The sequence below is a fragment of the Actinokineospora auranticolor genome (assembly GCF_041897805.1).
GTDB classification, from domain to species: Bacteria; Actinomycetota; Actinomycetes; order Mycobacteriales; family Pseudonocardiaceae; genus Actinokineospora; species Actinokineospora auranticolor.
Window position 1 is genome coordinate 1,990,206 of the sequence record NZ_CP154825.1, and the last position, 17,167, is coordinate 2,007,372.

Genomic DNA, 17,167 nt, shown 5'->3' on the forward strand with positions numbered 1-17,167 from the left:
GGCGGGTCAGCCCATTTCTCGGGCCGGATACCCCCGGCACATCACCCTGCCGTTCACTGACCCGGCCGCGCCTCGACGCCCCGAAACCCTTCGCGCGGTGAGCGCCAACCACTTCCCCAGGCTCTGGCAAGCCGCCCCGAATCCACGCGGTCCCCGCGACCACGCCGACGAGCTGTATCGCCCGGCGGCGGCCTCGTTGACCTGCGTGTGCGGCGGTTTGACGTCGTATAACTACCGGGCCGATCGGCGGCCGGCTAGCAGGTGCGAACCACCGCGCAGGTCAGCGAACTGGGTGGCGCGGCAGCACAGTGGTGTTCCCCGGGCGTTCGGTGATCCGCTGGTGATGGAGATCCATCAGCGCACCCGGTTCAAGCTGCCGCGGCTACCGCCGAACCCACTTCCCCAGGCTCCGGCAAGCCGCCCCGAATCCACGCAGCCCCCACCCATCCCGGGGGGTCGGCCCTGCTCCAGCCTACCGGTGGTGGGGGTGCGGGGGGCCCGGGTGTGGTGGGGTGTGGATGCGGCGGCGGTATGTGGACAACCGCGAAAATCGCAGGTCAGGGCCGGTTTTGCGGGGTGCGGGGTGGTGGGGGCGTACGAAAAACACCCGACCGGGCAGTATCCCCGTCTGCCTGGTCGGGTGTCGGGAGGCCGAACCTAGTCCTCCTTGGACGGGCGCGCCTCGGGGGGCAGCACGCCCCAGTCGATCAGCTGCTCGGTGAGCTCGCCCGGGGTCATGTCGTAGATGATCGCCAGGGAGCGGAGGTCCTCGGTGCGGATCGAGAGGACCTTGCCGTTGTAGTCGCCGCGCTGGCTCTGGATGGTGGCGGCGTACCGGGCGAGCGGCCCGACCTTCTCGGCGGGCAGCTGTTGCAGCCGCTCGAGGTTGATGACGATCTTGGTGGCGGGCTCGGCGCCGGACGGGACGCGGCCCTCGGGGAGGAGTTCCACCACCGGCACGCCGTAGAAGTCCGCGAGCTCGGCCAGCTTCTGTACGGTCACGGCCCGGTCGCCCCGCTCGTACGAGCCGACCACGACGGCCTTCCAGCGGCCACCGGACTTCTGCTCGACGCCGTGCAGCGACAGCCCTTGCTGCTGGCGGATGGCGCGGAGCTTGGCCCCCAACGCCTTGGCGTAGTCGCCCATGCGGCGGTTCTCCATTCGTTCGCCCCGACGGCGCTAAGGACTGCCGCGGGTATCCTCACTTCAACACGCTGAGTAATGGTTACCCAGAGTTGTCACCAGGTCAAGCCGGTCCGGCCCACGGGTCCCGGCAAAGCGACGCACACCACCCGCCTGGCCCCGCCCACTCGCCTGGTACGGTCGGGTCGACCCCAGGTCAGAGGGGTCGCTAGACACCTTTAATGACCCGTCCGGTGAGGCGGGGAAGGAGTCCGAAGTGCCGCCGCGACATCGTGGCGCGCCGGAACCGGCGGAGCGGCGCGAGCTGTTGTCCGCCGGTGACGTGGCGCGCACCATCGCCCGAATGGCCCATCAGGTCATCGAGAAGACCTCGCTCGGCGCGTCCGACGCGGGCCCGGTCGTGTTGCTGGGCATCCCGACCAGGGGAGCCCCGCTGGCCCACCGCCTCGCCCGCCGCGTGGCCGAGTTCAGCGGCGTGGAGGTCGGCGTCGGCACCCTCGACGTGACGCTCTACCGCGACGACCTCCGGCGCAAACCCACCCGCCCGCTCGGCGAGACCGAGCTGCCCGTCGGCGGCATCGAGAACGCGCTGGTCATCCTCGTCGACGACGTCCTGTTCTCCGGCCGCACCATCCGCGCCGCGCTCGACGCCCTGCGCGACGCGGGCGGTCGCCCGCGCGCCGTGCAGCTGGCCGTGCTGGTCGACCGCGGCCACCGCGAACTGCCCATCCGCGCCGACTACGTGGGCAAGAACGTGCCCACCGCGCGCTCCGAGGAGGTCCACGTCCTGTTGAGCGAGACCGACGACCGCGACGCGGTCCTGCTGAACCGGGCGGGGGAGGGCGCGTGAAGCACCTGCTGGGCACCGACGGGCTCGACCCGGACACCGCGCGGGTCATCCTCGACACCGCCGAGGGCCTGAAGAAGACGCTGCTGGGCCGCGAGGTCAAGAAGCTGCCGACGCTGCGAGGCCGCACCGTCATCACCCTGTTCTACGAGGACTCCACCCGCACCCGGGTCTCGTTCGAGATCGCGGGCAAGTGGATGAGCGCGGACGTGGTGAACGTCTCCGCCAAGGGGTCCTCGGTCAAGAAGGGCGAGTCCCTGCGCGACACCGCGCTGACGCTGGCCGCCGCGGGCGCGGACTGCGTCATCGTGCGGCACCCGGCCTCCGGCGCCGCGCACCGGCTCGCGTCGTGGCTCTCGCACACCAACACCAGCGTGGTCAACGCGGGCGACGGCACGCACGAGCACCCCACGCAGGCGCTGCTGGACATGGCGACCCTGCGGGAGCGGCTCGGCGGCGTCGAGGGCAGGCGGATCGCGATCGTCGGCGACGTGCTGCACAGCCGCGTCGCCCGGTCGAACGTGCACCTGCTCACCTCCTTCGGCGCCGAGGTCGTCCTGGTCGCCCCGCCCACGCTGCTGCCCACCGCCGTCGGCGACTGGCCGGTCGGCGCGGCGGGCTCGCTGGTGGTCTCGCACGACCTCGACCCCGAGCTGCCCACCCTGGACGCGGTGATGCTGCTGCGGGTGCAGGCCGAGCGCATGCACGGCGGGTTCTTCCCGTCCGCCCGCGAGTACTCCATCGCCTACGGCCTCAACGAGGCCCGCGCGTCCCTGCTGCCCGAGCACGCCGTGGTCCTGCACCCCGGTCCGATGCTGCGCGGCATGGAGATCTCCCACGCGGTCGCCGACTCGGCCCGCGCCGCCATCACCGAGCAGGTCACCAACGGGGTGCACGTGCGGATGGCCGTCCTGTACCACCTGCTGGCCGGAGAGGAAGACGCCGCATGAGCACGACCGTCATCCGCGGCGCCAAGCCCTACGGCGAAGGCGACCCCGTCGACATCGAGATCCGCGACGGCGTGATCACCGCGATCGGCACCGGCCTGGACACCGGCGGCGCCGAGGTCATCGACGCGGGCGGGCTCGTCGCCCTGCCCGGCTTCGTCGACCTGCACACGCACCTGCGCGAGCCGGGCCGCGAGGACACCGAGACCATCGAGACCGGGTCCCGGGCCGCCGCGCTCGGCGGCTACACGGCCGTGTTCGCCATGGCCAACACCGACCCGGTCGCCGACAACGCCGTGGTCGTCGAGCACGTGTGGCGCCGGGGTCGCGAGGTCGGCCTGGTCGACGTGCACCCGGTCGGCGCGGTCACCGTCGGCCTCAAGGGCGAGCAACTCGCCGAACTCGGCACCATGGCCCGCTCCGCCGCGCGCGTGCGGGTGTTCTCCGACGACGGCCTCTGCGTCGCCGACCCGCTGGTCATGCGCCGGGCCCTGGAGTACACCCGGGCGCTGGACGCGGTCATCGCCCAGCACGCCGAGGAGCCCCGGCTCACCGTCGGCGCCCAGGCGCACGAGGGCGAGCTGGCCGCGCGGCTGGGCCTGGCGGGCTGGCCCGCGGTCGCCGAGGAGGCCATCGTGGCCCGCGACTGCCTGCTGGCCAAGCACGTCGGCGCGCGGCTGCACGTCTGCCACGTCTCCACCGCGGGCACCGCCGACGTGCTGCGCTGGGCCAAGGAGCGCGGCACCCGGGTCTCCGCGGAGGTCACCCCGCACCACCTGCTGCTCGACGACGAGCGGCTCAACACTTACGACCCGGTGAACAAGGTCAACCCGCCGCTGCGCACCGCGTCGGACGCCAAGGCGCTGCGGGAAGCGCTCGCGGCGGGCACGCTGGACTGCGTGGCCACCGACCACGCCCCGCACGCCGCGCAGGACAAGGACTGCGAGTGGTCCGCCGCCCGCCCCGGCATGCTCGGCCTGCAGACCGCGCTGCCGATCGTGGTGGCGACCATGGTCGAGCCCGGGCTGCTGGACTGGCGCGGTGTGGCGCGGGTGATGAGCGAGCGCCCCGCCGAGATCGGTGGGCTGCCCGACCAGGGCCGCCCCATCGCGGTGGGCGAGCCCGCGACCCTGACCCTGGTCGACCCGGCGGGCCGCTGGACCGTGCGCGGCGCCGAACTGGCCAGCATCGCCGCGAACACCCCGTACGAGGGCATGGACCTGCCCGGCACGGTGGTGCTGACCCTGCTGCGCGGCGAGGTCACCGCCCGGGACGGGAAGGCGACCGCGTGAACCGGCTCAGCCTGACGCTGCTGTTCGTCGCGGTGTTCCTGCTGCTGGTCGCGCTCATGTGGTGGGGTTACCGCAACCGTGCCCGCCGCCAGGCGAAGGTGCTGCCCGCGCTGCCCACGGCCCCGGAAGACCTCCTGGCCAGTGTGCGGTCGGGGGCCGCGGAGACCGTGCTGCCACCCAGCACGGGCGTCTACGCCAGCACGGTGACCGGCGCGAGCTGGCAGGACCGGGTCGCGGTCGGCGACGTCGGCTTCCGCGCCGACGCCACCGCCCACCTGCTGGCCGACGGCCTGCTCTTCGACCGCACCGGCGCCACTCCCGTGTGGATCCCCGCCGGGTCGGTGCGGGCCGCGCGGACCGAGGCCGGGATCGCCGGGAAGGTGATGGGCCGCGACGGCCTGCTCGTGGTCCGCTGGGCGGTCGGCGAGCAGGAGTTCGACACCGGCTTCCGCGCCGACGACAAGGACGACTACGAGCGGTGGGTGCCCGCCCTGCGCGCCCTCTGCTCGAACCAGACCGGAGAAGGACACGACGGTGAGTGAGACAACAACCAGGACGGCCGCCGCGCTGGTCCTCGAAGACGGCAGGGTGTTCCGCGGCGAGGCGTTCGGCGCGACCGGCGCCACCTTCGGCGAGGTCGTGTTCTGCACGGCCATGACCGGCTACCAGGAGACCCTGACCGACCCCTCGTACCACCGGCAGATCGTGGTGGCCACGGCCCCGCAGATCGGCAACACCGGCTGGAACGACGAGGACGACGAGTCCGCCCGCGTCTGGGTCTCCGGCTACGTCGTGCGCGACCCCGCCCGGATCCCCTCCAACTGGCGCGCCACCCGCTCCCTCGACGACGAGCTGGTCGCCCAGGGCGTGGTCGGCATCAGCGGTGTCGACACCCGCTCGTTGACCCGCCACCTGCGCGAGCGCGGCGCCATGCGCGCGGGCGTGTTCTCCGGCGACGCCCTGGTCACGCCCGAGGCGATGGTCGCGCGCGTGCTCGAGAGCCCGCAGATGCTGGGCGCGGAGCTGGCCAGCGAGGTCAGCACCAAGCAGACCTACGTGGTGCCCGCCGACGGCGAGCGCCGGTTCCGGGTCGCCGCGCTGGACCTGGGCATCAAGTCGAACACCCCGCGGATGCTGGCCGCGCGCGGCATCGAGACGCACGTGCTGCCCGCCACAAGCTCCCTCGACGACCTGCTCGCGGTCGAGGCCGACGGCGTGTTCCTGTCCAACGGTCCCGGCGACCCGGCCACCACCGACCACGCCGTCGCGCTCACCAGGGGCGTGCTCGAGCGGCGGATCCCGCTGTTCGGCATCTGCTTCGGCAACCAGATCCTGGGCCGCGCCCTGGGCCTGGGCACCTACAAGCTGCGCTACGGCCACCGCGGCATCAACATCCCGGTCATCGACGTGGCCACCCGCGCGGTCGCGATCACCGCGCAGAACCACGGCTTCGCCCTCGAGGGCGAGCCCGGCAAGGACTTCGACAGCCCGTTCGGCCGGGCCACGGTCAGCCACTACTGCCCCAACGACGGCTGCGTCGAGGGCGTGCGGGCGCTGGAGGTCCCGGCCTTCTCCGTGCAGTACCACCCGGAGGCCGCCGCCGGTCCGCACGACGCGGCGAACCTGTTCGACCAGTTCGTGACCTTGATGGAAGGTAAGTAGATGCCCAAGCGGGACGACATCAAGCACGTGCTGGTGATCGGCTCCGGGCCGATCGTGATCGGTCAGGCGTGCGAGTTCGACTACTCCGGCACCCAGGCCTGCCGCGTGCTGCGCGAGGAGGGCCTGCGGGTCAGCCTGGTCAACTCCAACCCGGCGACGATCATGACCGACCCGGAGTTCGCCGACGCCACCTACATCGAGCCGATCACCCCCGACTTCGTCGAGAAGGTCATCGCCGCCGAGCGCCCGGACGCGATCCTGGCGACCCTGGGCGGGCAGACCGCGCTCAACACCGCCGTCGCCCTGCACGAGCGCGGCGTGCTGCAGAAGTACGGCGTGGAGCTGATCGGCGCGGACATCGACGCCATCCAGCGCGGCGAGGACCGGCAGAAGTTCAAGGACATCGTCGCCGACATCGGCGGCGAGACCCCGCGCAGCCGGGTCTGCCACTCCATGGACGAGATCCGCGAGACCGTCGCCGAGCTGGGCCTGCCGGTCGTCATCCGACCGTCGTTCACCATGGGCGGCCTCGGCTCGGGCATGGCCTACACCCACGAGCAGCTCGAGCGCCTCGCCTCCACCGGTCTCGCCGAGAGCCCGGTCACCGAGGTGCTCATCGAGGAGAGCGTGCTCGGGTGGAAGGAGTACGAGCTCGAGCTGATGCGCGACAAGCGCGACAACGTCGTGGTCATCTGCTCGATCGAGAACATCGACCCGATGGGCGTGCACACCGGCGACTCGGTGACCGTCGCCCCGGCGATGACCCTGACCGACCGCGAGTACCAGCACATGCGCGACGTCGGCATCGACGTGCTGCGCGCGGTCGGCGTGGACACCGGCGGCTGCAACATCCAGTTCGCCATCCACCCGCAGACCGGCCGCATGGTCGTCATCGAGATGAACCCGCGCGTGTCCCGCTCCAGCGCGCTCGCCTCGAAGGCCACCGGCTTCCCGATCGCCAAGATCGCCGCCAAGCTGGCCATCGGCTACACCCTCGACGAGATCCGCAACGACATCACCGGCGAGACCCCCGCGTCCTTCGAGCCGACGCTGGACTACGTCGTGGTCAAGGTGCCGCGGTTCGCCTTCGAGAAGTTCCCCGGTGCCGACCCGACGCTGACCACGACGATGAAGTCCGTCGGCGAGGCCATGTCGATCGGCCGCAACTTCGTCGAGGCGCTGGGCAAGGCGCTGCGCTCGATGGAGACCAAGGCGGGCGGCTTCTGGACCACGGCGGACCCGGCGGTCGTCACGCTGGAGTCGACGCTGGAGGCGCTGCGCTTCGGGCACGACGGCAGGCTCTACACCCTCGAACGCGCGCTGCGCATGGGTGCCACCGTGCAGCAGGCGCACGACGCCTCCGGCATCGACCCGTGGTTCATCGACCAGATCGCGTCGCTGGTCCAGCTGCGCGGCGAGATCGAGAACGCGCCCGTGCTCGACGAGCCGCTGCTGCGCCGCGCCAAGCGCTCGGGCCTGTCCGACCGCCAGGTCGCCGCGCTGCGCCCCGAACTGGCGGGTGAGGACGGGGTGCGCAGCCTGCGCCACCGCCTCGGCGTGCGGCCGGTCTACAAGACCGTCGACACCTGCGCGGCCGAGTTCGCCGCCAAGACGCCGTACCACTACTCGGCCTACGAGCTCGACCCCGAGGCCGAGACCGAGATCACCCCGCAGCGCGAGCGCCCCAAGGTGCTCATCCTGGGTTCCGGCCCGAACCGCATCGGGCAGGGCATCGAGTTCGACTACTCGTGCGTGCACGCGGCCATGGCGCTGCGCGCGGCCGGGTACGAGACGGTGATGGTCAACTGCAACCCGGAGACGGTCTCCACCGACTACGACACCTCCGACCGGCTCTACTTCGAGCCGCTGACCTTCGAGGACGTCCTCGAGGTCGTGCACGCCGAGCAGACCTCCGGCACCGTCGCGGGCGTCATCGTGCAGCTCGGCGGCCAGACCCCGCTCGGTCTGGCCCGGCGGCTGGCCGAGGTCGGCGTGCCGATCGTGGGCACCCCGCCGGAGGCCATCCACCTGGCCGAGGACCGCGGCGCGTTCGGCGAGGTGCTCACCGGCGCGGGGCTGCCCGCGCCGAAGTACGGCACCGCGACCTCGTTCGTCGGCGCCAAGCGCATCGCCGACGAGATCGGCTACCCGGTGCTGGTCCGCCCGTCCTACGTGCTCGGCGGGCGCGGCATGGAGATCGTCTACGACGAGGCCACCCTGGCCGGCTACATCGAGCGCGCCACCGAGGTCAGCCCCGAGCACCCGGTGCTGGTCGACCGGTTCCTCGACGACGCCATCGAGATCGACGTCGACGCGCTGTGCGACGGCACCGAGGTCTACCTCGGCGGCGTGATGGAGCACATCGAGGAGGCGGGCATCCACTCCGGCGACTCGTCCTGCGCGCTGCCGCCGATCACCCTGGGCCGCACCGACCTGGAGGCCGTGCGCCGCTCCACCGAGGCCATCGCCTTCGGCATCGGCGTGCGCGGCCTGCTCAACGTGCAGTACGCGCTCAAGGACGACGTCCTCTACGTGCTGGAGGCCAACCCGCGGGCCAGCCGCACCGTGCCGTTCGTGTCCAAGGCCACGGCCGCGCCGCTGGCCAAGGCCGCGGCCCGGATCATGCTCGGCGCGACCATCGCCGACCTGCGCGGCGAGGGCCTGCTCCCGGCCACCGGCGACGGCGCCGAACTCCCGGCGGGCGCGCCGGTCGCGGTCAAGGAGGCGGTCCTGCCCTTCCACCGCTTCCGCACCCCCGAGGGCCAGGGCGTCGACTCGCTGCTCGGCCCGGAGATGAAGTCGACCGGCGAGGTCATGGGCATCGACGCCTCGTTCGGCAAGGCGTTCGCCAAGTCGCAGACCGCCTCCTACGGCTCCCTGCCCACCAGCGGTCGGGTGTTCGTCTCGGTCGCCAACCGGGACAAGCGGGCCATGGTGTTCCCGGTCAAGCGGCTCGCCGACCTGGGCTTCGAGGTCCTCGCGACCTCCGGCACCGCCGAGGTGCTGCGCCGCAACGGCATCCCGTGCACGGTCGTGCGCAAGCACTTCGAGGGCGACGACAACATCGTCGACCTCATCCGCGACGGCGGTGTCGAGATGGTCATCAACACCCCGTACGGCAACCACGGGCCCCGCGTCGACGGCTACGAGATCCGCACCGCCGCCGTCTCCCGCGACATCCCGTGCGTCACCACCATCCAGGGCGCCGCGGCGGCCGTGCACGGCATCGAGGCGCTGATCCGCGACGACATCGGCGTCCAGCCGTTGCAGGCGTTGCAAGAGGCCCTGCGCGCGGACTGGGCGGCTCGGTCGTGACCGCGTCCTTCGGGGCCCGGCTCAGCGCGGCGGTCGGCGCGCGCGGACCGCTGTGCGTGGGCATCGACCCGCACCCGGGGCTGCTCGACCAGTGGGGCCTGCCCCGCGACGCGAGCGGGCTGGAGCGGTTCGCGCTGACCTGCGTGGAGGCGCTGGCCGGGGACGTGTCGGTGCTCAAGCCGCAGTCGGCGTTCTTCGAGGCGTACGGCTCGAAGGGCGTCGCCGTGCTGGAGCGGGTCATCGCCGACGCGCGGTCGGCGGGCGCGCTGGTGCTGCTCGACGTCAAGCGCGGCGACATCGGCTCGACCATGGCCGCGTACGCGCAGGCGTACCTGTCCGACGGGTCCCCGCTGGCCGCCGACGCGGTCACCGTGTCGCCTTACCTGGGGTTCGGCTCGCTGGACCCGGCGCTGGCCGAGGCCGAGCGCACCGGCCGGGGCGTGTTCGTCCTCGCCCTGACCTCCAACCCCGAGGGCGCGACCGTGCAGCGGGCCGCCGTCGACGGCCGCAGCGTCGCGCAGACCGTGGTCGACCAAGCGGCCTCCCGCAACGCGGGCGCGGCCCCACTGGGCTCCGTCGGCCTCGTGGTGGGCGCTACGGTATCTCGTACGGATCTTGACCTTTCCGGCCTCAACGGGCCCATCCTGGCCCCCGGGCTGGGTGCCCAGGGCGCCGGACCGGCCGACCTGGCGCGGGTCTTCGGCCCCGCGCTGCCGCACGTGCTGCCCACCAGCTCCCGCGACGTGCTGCGCCACGGCCCCGACCCGGCCGCACTGCGCACCGCCGCCCTCCGCGTCCGCGACGACCTCGCGGCCGCGGTGAGCTGAGCAAGAACCCCCGGGAACACCACACCGACCGGCTGGCGGGACCCCCGCCGGCCGGTCGCGTTCCCACCGCCTGCCCGGTCGGCGAGCGCTCATCGATCGGACACAATCTCGAGCAGATCTCGCGGAGATAACCCCACCGAAACTCACCCCGGAACGGCATCGATTCCCGACCGATTCCGACGCTGAAATCCGCCACCGAAGTGCCCGCCGGGTATCTCGGTGGCTTCGGCGTGCCCTGCGCACGCGTCCCCGCAGGTGAACCGGCAGGTGAACGCGCGTGTGACGGCGTTGGTCTGTCCGGGTGCGTTGCGCGGCCCGGGAGAGTGGCGGAGGTGACACTTTCGCCGATCGTCGGCGATCGATCGCGCTGCGTGATGCCGAGAGTGACGGCAGCCACTGGGCTATACTCCCAGGTCAAGGGACACGAGATCACGCGTTGTTGATCAACTTCGGCGGGTCGGTCACGATCCGCACACGATGGACCCGCGTTGTCCCAGCAGGCCAGGGGTCGGTAACGTCGCGGCACCGATCCGGAAGAAATCCCACCCCACGGAGGAAATCGTGGCCCTTCCCCAGCTGACCGAGGAGCAGCGGGCCGCAGCGCTGGAGAAGGCGGCTGCCGCCCGTCGCGCCCGAGCCGAGCTCAAGGAGCGTCTGAAGCGTGGCGGCACCACCCTCAAGGACGTGCTGACCCTGTCTGACAACGACGAGGTCCTGGGCAAGATGAAGGTCACCGCGCTGCTGGAGGCCCTGCCGGGCGTCGGCAAAGTGCGTGCCCAGCAGATCATCGAGCGCCTGGAGATCGCGCCGAGCAGGCGCCTGCGCGGCCTCGGCGAGCGCCAGCGCAAGGCGCTGATCGCCGAGTTCAGCGTCGAGTGACCGAGCGGTCTCATGGCCGGGGGCCGGGGTCGGACGTGGTCGTCCGGTCCCGGCTCACGGTCGTTTCCGGCCCGTCCGGGGTCGGCAAGTCGAGCGTGGTCGCCGAACTGCGCCTGCTGCACCCGGACGTCTACTTCAGCGTGTCGGCGACCACCCGGCCACCGCGGCCGGGCGAGGTCGACGGCATGCACTACCACTTCGTCGACCACGCCGAGTTCGAGCGCATGGTCGAGGCGGGCGAGCTGCTGGAGCACGCGGAGTACGCGGGCAACCACTACGGCACCCCGCGCGGCCCCGTCGAGGTCGCCCTCGCCGAGGGCAGGCCCGCGGTGCTGGAGATCGAGCTGCAGGGGGCCCGCCAGGTGCGCCGGGCCATGCCCGAGGCCTTCCTGGTCATGCTGGTGCCGCCGACCTGGGAGACCTTGGTCTCCCGGCTGACCGGTCGCGGCACCGAGGACGAGGACGTGGTGGCCCGCAGGTTGGCCGTGGCCAAGGACGAGCTGGCCGCCGAGGCCGAGTTCGACGCGGTCGTGGTGAACGCCGATGTGCGGACCGCCGCCGAGGAGTTGCTAACCTGGGTACTTCCCGGCACCTCGACCCGGGACACCACGAACCAGGAGTATCGCGAGTGATCACCCCCACCGAGCTGGGCGCCCTGGGCGAGCCGACCACGGTTCTCGAAGGCATCACCAACCCGCCGATCGACGACCTGCTCGACAAGGTCTCGTCGAAGTACGCGCTGGTCATCTACGCGGCCAAGCGCGCCCGTCAGATCAACGACTACTACGCGCAGCTCGGCGAGGGCCTGCTGGAGTACGTCGGCCCGCTGGTGGAGCCCGGTCCCCGGGAGAAGCCGCTGTCGATCGCGCTGCGCGAGATCCACTCCGGTCTGCTCGAGCACACCGAGGGCGAGTGACCGCATGACCCCGCGGCCCCGGGTCGTGCTGGGGGTGGGCGGCGGGATCGCCGCCTACAAGGCCTGTGAGGTGCTGCGCGGGCTCACCGAGTCCGGGCACGACGTGCGGGTGGTGCCGACCGAGGCCGCGCTGCGGTTCGTCGGCGCCGCCACGTTCGAGGCGCTCTCGGGCAACAAGGTGCACACCGGCGTGTTCTCCGACGTGCCGGAGGTCCCGCACGTCCGGCTCGGCCAGGAAGCCGACCTGGTGGTCGTCGTCCCGGCCACCGCCGACCTGCTGGCCCGCGCCGCCCACGGCCTCGCCGACGACCTGCTGACCGGCACGCTGCTCACCGCGCGCTGCCCGGTGCTGATGGTCCCGGCGATGCACACCGAGATGTGGGAGCACCCCGCCACCCGGGCGAACGTGGCCGCGTTGCGCGGCCGGGGCACCGTGGTGACCGAGCCCGCCAGCGGCAGGCTCACCGGCGCCGACACCGGCAAGGGCAGGCTCGCCGACCCGGCCGAGATCGTCGACCTGGCCAAGCTGCTGCTGCACCGCGCGGACGCGCTGCCCCGGGACATGGAGGGCCTGCGCGTCGTGGTGTCCGCGGGCGGCACCCGCGAGCCCCTCGACCCGGTCCGCTACCTGGGCAACCGCTCGTCGGGCAAGCAGGGCTACGCGCTGGCACGCACCGCCGCCCAGCGCGGCGCCCGCGTGACCTTGGTCTCGGCGCACACCCTCGCGCTGCCCGACCCGGCCGCCGTCGACGTGGTCAAGGTCGGCACCACCGCCGAGCTGCGCGACGCCGTGCACAAGGCCGCCGCCGACGCGGACGTGGTGGTCATGGCCGCCGCGGTGGCCGACTTCCGGCCTGTCACCCGGGCCGAGTTCAAGATCAAGAAGACCGACCGGGACCCGGACCCGATCGGCCTCACCCGCAACCCCGACGTGCTCGCCGAACTGGTCGAGGCGCGCCGGGGCGTGCCGGGGTCCACGCAGACCATCGTGGGGTTCGCCGCCGAGACCGGCGACTCCGGCGCCGACGTGCTCGACCACGCCCGGGCCAAGCTCGCCCGCAAGGGGTGCGACCTGCTGGTGGTCAACGCCGTCGGGGAGGGCAAGGCGTTCGAGACCGAGGACAACGCGGGCTGGGTGCTGGCCGCGGACGGGACCGAACAGCCCATCGCGTTGGGCTCGAAGTCGGCCATGGCGACCGAAGTCTGGGACTCGGCCATGTCTCTTCGTGATCGTTGAGCCGTCCGTAACCCGGACTCAGTAGAGTTGCGCGGACACTGCCGGACAAAGATGTGGTGGGGGTTTTGTCGTGAGTGAGACGGGCCGCAGGTTGTTCACCTCGGAGTCGGTCACGGAGGGGCACCCGGACAAGATCTGCGACGCGATCAGCGACTCCGTGCTCGACGCGCTGCTGTCCAAGGACCCCCGGTCCCGGGTCGCGGTGGAGACGCTGGTGACGACCGGCCAGGTGCACGTGGCGGGCGAGGTGACCACCGAGGCGTACGCCGACATCCCCAGCATCGTGCGGGACGTCATCCTCAAGATCGGCTACGACTCGTCGGCCAAGGGCTTCGACGGCAACTCCTGCGGCGTCAACGTGGCCATCGGCGCGCAGTCCCCGGACATCGCGCAGGGTGTGGACACCGCGCACGAGACCCGGGTGGAGAACGCCTCCGACGAGATCGACCGGCAGGGCGCGGGCGACCAGGGGCTGATGTTCGGCTACGCCTGCACCGACACCCCGGAGCTGATGCCGCTGCCGATCGCGCTGGCGCACCGGCTGTCCCGGCGGCTGACCAAGGTCCGCAAGGACGGCGTGCTGCCCTACCTGCGCCCGGACGGCAAGACCCAGGTCACCATCGAGTACGACCGCGACCGCGCGGTCCGACTGGACACCGTCGTCGTCTCCAGCCAGCACGCCGAGGGCGTCGACCTGGAGAAGCTGCTCGGCGTGGACGTGCGCGAGCAGGTCGTGCTGCCCGAGCTGGCCAACCTCGAACTCGACACCGAGAACGTGCGGCTGCTGGTCAACCCCACCGGCCGGTTCGTCATCGGCGGCCCGATGGGGGACGCGGGCCTGACCGGCCGCAAGATCATCGTCGACACCTACGGCGGCATGGCCCGCCACGGCGGCGGCGCGTTCTCCGGCAAGGACCCGTCGAAGGTGGACCGCTCGGCGGCGTACGCGATGCGCTGGGTGGCCAAGAACGCGGTCGCCGCGGGCTTGGCCGACCGGATCGAGGTGCAGGTCGCGTACGCGATCGGCAAGGCCGCGCCGGTCGGGCTGTTCGTGGAGACCTTCGGCACCGAGAAGCTGGACCCGGCCAAGATCCAGGCCGCGGTGCGCGAGGTGTTCGACCTGCGGCCCGCCGCGATCATCCGCGATCTCGACCTGCTGCGCCCCATCTACGCCCAGACCGCCGCGTACGGCCACTTCGGCCGTCCGGAGCTGGACCTGCCGTGGGAGCGCACGGACCGCGTCGACGCGCTGAAGAAGGCCGTCAACGCCTGATGCGTCGACCTCGTCCCCGACCGGGTACCCGGCCGGGGACGAGGTGCGTCATGGCGCCTACCATCACCGGGGTGCGCCCGAAACGACCCGGTGCGGTGCGGTGGCTCTGGTACGCGGTCGGCGGCACGCTCCCGGACGCCTACCGACCGTGGGTCTTGTGGGACCTGTCCGCCACCACCTGGGTGGTTCGGCATTTCGCCCGGGTGATGGTGTTGTTGCTGCCGGTGTGGCTGGTGCTGCTCGTGCCCGGCCCGCTGTCGCTGCGGCTGTCGATGGTCGCCGCCGGGTACGTGACCGGGCTGTACTTCTCGCTGTCGTTCATGGAGGACGCCTGCGAGCGCAGGCTCGTCCGGCACGGGTACCCCGTGGGCCTCAACCGCCGCATCCGCGAGGAGGCCGAGTCCGGCGACCGGGCGGAGATCGTGGCCATGTACGCCGCCTACCACTCGGACCGGCCGGACTAGGGGTCTGGTAGACCAGCCACCATGGCCGAGCCCGACCCAGACGCGCTCTTCGCCGTCGAGGTCCCGGTGAAGCCCGTCCCGCCGCCGAAGGCGACCAAACCCGCGAAGGGGCGGCCCGCGCAGGCGGAGGACCAGCCGATCGCGCGGGTGTACGTCGACGTGCCGTTGGCGCACCTCGACCGGACCTACGACTACCTCGTGCCCGCTTCGATGGACGCCGACGCGGTGCCCGGGTGCCGGGTTCGGGTGCGGTTCGCCGGGCAGCTCGTGGACGCCTACCTGGTGGCGCGCGGCGACGAGACCGACCACCAGGGCACGTTGGCGTTCCTCGACCGGGTGGTTTCGCCCGAGCCGGTGCTGGCGCCCGAGGTCGCCACGCTGTGCCGGGCGGTGGCCGACCGGTACGCGGGCACGATGATCGACGTCTTGCGGTTGGCCATCCCGCCGCGTCACGCGCGTGTGGAGGCCGAGGAGCCACCCGATCCCGCCGCGCCCCCTATGGCGCCTGATCCGGCCGGTTGGTCGCGATACCCGCGTGGAGCCGCTTTTCTCGAAGCGGTAAGAGCCGGACGACAGGCCCACGCGGTCTGGCAGGCCCTACCGGGTGAGGACTGGCCCGCGCGGTTGGCGGAGGTCGCGGCCACTGCGGCGTCGTCGGGGCGTGGTGCGGTCGTAGTGGTGCCGGATCACCGGGATGTCGCCCGTGTGCACGCGGCCTGTGTGGCGTTGGCGGGCGAAGAGGCCGTGGTTGCGCTGTCGGCTGATTTGGGGCCCGCCAAGCGTTATCGACGTTGGTTGGCGGTGCGGCGTGGTGTGGCGCGGATAGTCGTGGGTACCCGGGCGACCGCGTACGCGCCGGTGGCGGATCCGGGCGTTCTGGTGGTGTGGGACGACGGGGACGACCAGCACTCCGACCCGCGTTCGCCCTACCCGCACGTGCGGGATGTCCTGCTCCAGCGGGCGACGCTCACCGGGGCCGCGCTGGTGGTCGCCGGGTTCGCGCGGACCGCCGAGGCGCAGTTGCTCGTGGACGCCGGATGGGCCCCGGAGATCGTGGCTTCCCGCAACGACGTCCGCGCCGCCGCGCCGCGCGTGACGGCGATCGGCGAACACGACTCCCAACTCGCGCGTGACCCCGCCGCTCGCACGGCCCGCATCCCGTCCGTGGCGTTCGAGGCGGCCCGCACCGCGCTCGCGGCGGGCCACCCGGTGCTGGTGCAGGTGCCCCGACGGGGTTACGTGCCCGGGTTGACCTGTCAAGACTGCCGCACACCGGCCCGGTGCCGCCGCTGCGCGGGCCCACTCGGCATCCCGGCGGGTTCGGAGGTCGCGCGCACACCCGCGTGCCGCTGGTGCGCGGCCGCCGAGGCCAACTTCCGTTGCCAGAACTGCGGTTCCCGCCGCCTGCGCGCGGTGGTGGTGGGAGCGAAGCGGACGGCGGAGGAGCTGGGCCGCGCGTTCACCGGTTTCCCCGTGCGCACCTCGGGGGCCGCCGAGGTGCTCTCCACAGTGGACGCGCGGCCCGCGCTCGTCGTCGCGACCCCGGGCGCCGAACCCGTCGCCGAGGGCGGCTACGGCACCGCTCTCCTGCTCGACGGCTGGGCCCTGCTCGGCCGCGCGGACCTGCGGGCCACCGAGGAGGCCCTGCGCCGCTGGATGACCGCCGCCGCCCTGGTGCGACCGGCGACCGACGGCGGCCGGGTCGTGGTGCTCGCGGATTCGACCGTCACCCCCGTCCAGGCCCTGGTCCGCTGGGACCCGGTCTGGCACGCGGGCGTGGAGTTGGCGGGCCGCACCGAACTCGGCTTCCCCCCGGCCGTCCGCATGGCCGCCATCGACGGCACCCCGGCGGCCGTCGACCGGATGCTCGCCGACCTCCCGCTCCCCCCGACCGGCGAGATCCTGGGCCCCGTCCCCCTCGGACCCCCGGACGCCGACAGCACCCGCGAACGCGCCCTGGTCCGCGTGGACCGCGCCCACGGCCGCGACCTCGCGGCGGTGCTGGCCAAGGCGCAAGGCGTGCGAACCGCCCGGAAAGACCAAGACCCGCTACGCGTCCAGCTGGATCCGCTCGAACTCATCTAGGCGCATGTTGATCAACGCATGCTTCCGGCCCCCGGTATCCACGCTACCGGGCGGGGGCGACGAAACCGGAAGATCAACCGAGTGGCCTGTGGACAACTCGACCGCTCGGCCAGGCTCCACCCGATAGGGCAGGAGCTGTGCACAGGCTTGATCATCATCGGCCCGGACCGTCGGCACCCGCCGGTAGCATGGTCATCGGGGGCCGGAGGCGCGCGCCACCCGTTTTGATCTTGCCGGTTCCGGGCGCGGGCCCGAGGTGCGGGCGCGCGTGTCGAAACGC

Annotated in this window: 15 protein-coding genes; 14 read left to right on the plus strand and 1 reads right to left on the minus strand. The window is 72.4% G+C overall.

The genetic code is table 11. The features are described 5' to 3' along the window. Positions 1-657: 657 nt before the first annotated feature. Complete coding sequence (locus V5P93_RS09435; protein ID WP_018686187.1) at positions 658-1,146, minus strand: transcriptional regulator; 489 nt, start codon at positions 1,144-1,146, stop codon at positions 658-660. Between the two features lie 253 nt (positions 1,147-1,399). On the opposite strand from V5P93_RS09435, the gene pyrR reads away from it, so the two are divergent. From pyrR to V5P93_RS09505, 14 genes are all read left to right on the plus strand, one after another. Next, positions 1,400-1,993 (plus strand): bifunctional pyr operon transcriptional regulator/uracil phosphoribosyltransferase PyrR, encoded by a 594-nt coding sequence (pyrR, locus tag V5P93_RS09440; protein WP_104482305.1) that lies wholly within the window; start codon positions 1,400-1,402, stop codon positions 1,991-1,993. Beyond that, positions 1,990-2,940 carry an aspartate carbamoyltransferase catalytic subunit gene (locus V5P93_RS09445; protein ID WP_104482304.1) on the plus strand — a complete coding sequence of 317 codons (951 nt, stop codon included), beginning with the start codon at positions 1,990-1,992 and terminating at the stop codon, positions 2,938-2,940. Before pyrR ends, V5P93_RS09445 begins: the two co-directional genes overlap by 4 nt. Beyond that, on the plus strand, positions 2,937-4,229 hold the full coding sequence (locus V5P93_RS09450; RefSeq protein WP_104482303.1) for a dihydroorotase: 1,293 nt from the start codon (positions 2,937-2,939) through the stop codon (positions 4,227-4,229). Before V5P93_RS09445 ends, V5P93_RS09450 begins: the two co-directional genes overlap by 4 nt. Beyond that, positions 4,226-4,771, plus strand: coding sequence for a transporter (locus V5P93_RS09455; RefSeq protein ID WP_104482302.1), 546 nt, complete (start codon positions 4,226-4,228; stop codon positions 4,769-4,771). Before V5P93_RS09450 ends, V5P93_RS09455 begins: the two co-directional genes overlap by 4 nt. Further along, positions 4,764-5,891, plus strand: a complete 1,128-nt coding sequence (gene carA, locus V5P93_RS09460) for a glutamine-hydrolyzing carbamoyl-phosphate synthase small subunit (RefSeq protein WP_104482301.1) — start codon at positions 4,764-4,766, stop codon at positions 5,889-5,891. Before V5P93_RS09455 ends, carA begins: the two co-directional genes overlap by 8 nt. Then, positions 5,892-9,206: a carbamoyl-phosphate synthase large subunit gene (gene carB, locus V5P93_RS09465; RefSeq protein WP_104482300.1), complete on the plus strand. Its 3,315-nt coding sequence runs from the start codon at positions 5,892-5,894 to the stop codon at positions 9,204-9,206. Further along, positions 9,203-10,033, plus strand: coding sequence for an orotidine-5'-phosphate decarboxylase (pyrF, locus tag V5P93_RS09470; protein WP_104482299.1), 831 nt, complete (start codon positions 9,203-9,205; stop codon positions 10,031-10,033). The genes carB and pyrF overlap by 4 nt, the downstream gene beginning before the upstream one ends. A 561-nt stretch (positions 10,034-10,594) precedes the next feature. Next, positions 10,595-10,912 (plus strand): integration host factor, actinobacterial type, encoded by a 318-nt coding sequence (gene mihF, locus V5P93_RS09475; protein WP_104482298.1) that lies wholly within the window; start codon positions 10,595-10,597, stop codon positions 10,910-10,912. A 35-nt stretch (positions 10,913-10,947) separates the two neighbouring features. Next, entirely contained in the window at positions 10,948-11,544 is a 597-nt protein-coding gene (gene gmk, locus V5P93_RS09480; protein WP_374065785.1) for a guanylate kinase, read from the plus strand. Continuing rightward, positions 11,541-11,828 carry a DNA-directed RNA polymerase subunit omega gene (gene rpoZ / locus V5P93_RS09485; RefSeq protein ID WP_104482296.1) on the plus strand — a complete coding sequence of 96 codons (288 nt, stop codon included), beginning with the start codon at positions 11,541-11,543 and terminating at the stop codon, positions 11,826-11,828. The genes gmk and rpoZ overlap by 4 nt, the downstream gene beginning before the upstream one ends. Before the next feature lie 4 nt (positions 11,829-11,832). Continuing rightward, positions 11,833-13,065, plus strand: coding sequence for a bifunctional phosphopantothenoylcysteine decarboxylase/phosphopantothenate--cysteine ligase CoaBC (gene coaBC, locus V5P93_RS09490; RefSeq protein WP_181043809.1), 1,233 nt, complete (start codon positions 11,833-11,835; stop codon positions 13,063-13,065). A gap of 70 nt (positions 13,066-13,135) precedes the next feature. Further along, positions 13,136-14,338 (plus strand): methionine adenosyltransferase, encoded by a 1,203-nt coding sequence (gene metK, locus V5P93_RS09495; protein WP_181043808.1) that lies wholly within the window; start codon positions 13,136-13,138, stop codon positions 14,336-14,338. 71 nt (positions 14,339-14,409) lie between these two features. Continuing rightward, positions 14,410-14,802: a DUF5313 family protein gene (locus tag V5P93_RS09500; RefSeq protein WP_245931646.1), complete on the plus strand. Its 393-nt coding sequence runs from the start codon at positions 14,410-14,412 to the stop codon at positions 14,800-14,802. 21 nt (positions 14,803-14,823) lie between these two features. Beyond that, a complete protein-coding gene (locus V5P93_RS09505) occupies positions 14,824-16,887 on the plus strand; it encodes a primosomal protein N' (RefSeq protein ID WP_104482294.1) in 2,064 nt (687 codons plus the stop codon). Positions 16,888-17,167: the final 280 nt, after the last annotated feature.

What these genes read in the sequence shown, in the direction of transcription:
- V5P93_RS09435 (WP_018686187.1), bottom strand. Translation starts at nt 1,146, where the DNA reads ATGGGCGACTACGCCAAGGCGTTGGGGGCCAAGCTCCGCGCCATCCGC.
- V5P93_RS09450 (WP_104482303.1), top strand. Translation starts at nt 2,937, where the DNA reads ATGAGCACGACCGTCATCCGCGGCGCCAAGCCCTACGGCGAAGGCGAC.
- carB (WP_104482300.1), top strand. Translation starts at nt 5,892, where the DNA reads ATGCCCAAGCGGGACGACATCAAGCACGTGCTGGTGATCGGCTCCGGG.
- coaBC (WP_181043809.1), top strand. Translation starts at nt 11,833, where the DNA reads ATGACCCCGCGGCCCCGGGTCGTGCTGGGGGTGGGCGGCGGGATCGCC.
- V5P93_RS09505 (WP_104482294.1), top strand. Translation starts at nt 14,824, where the DNA reads ATGGCCGAGCCCGACCCAGACGCGCTCTTCGCCGTCGAGGTCCCGGTG.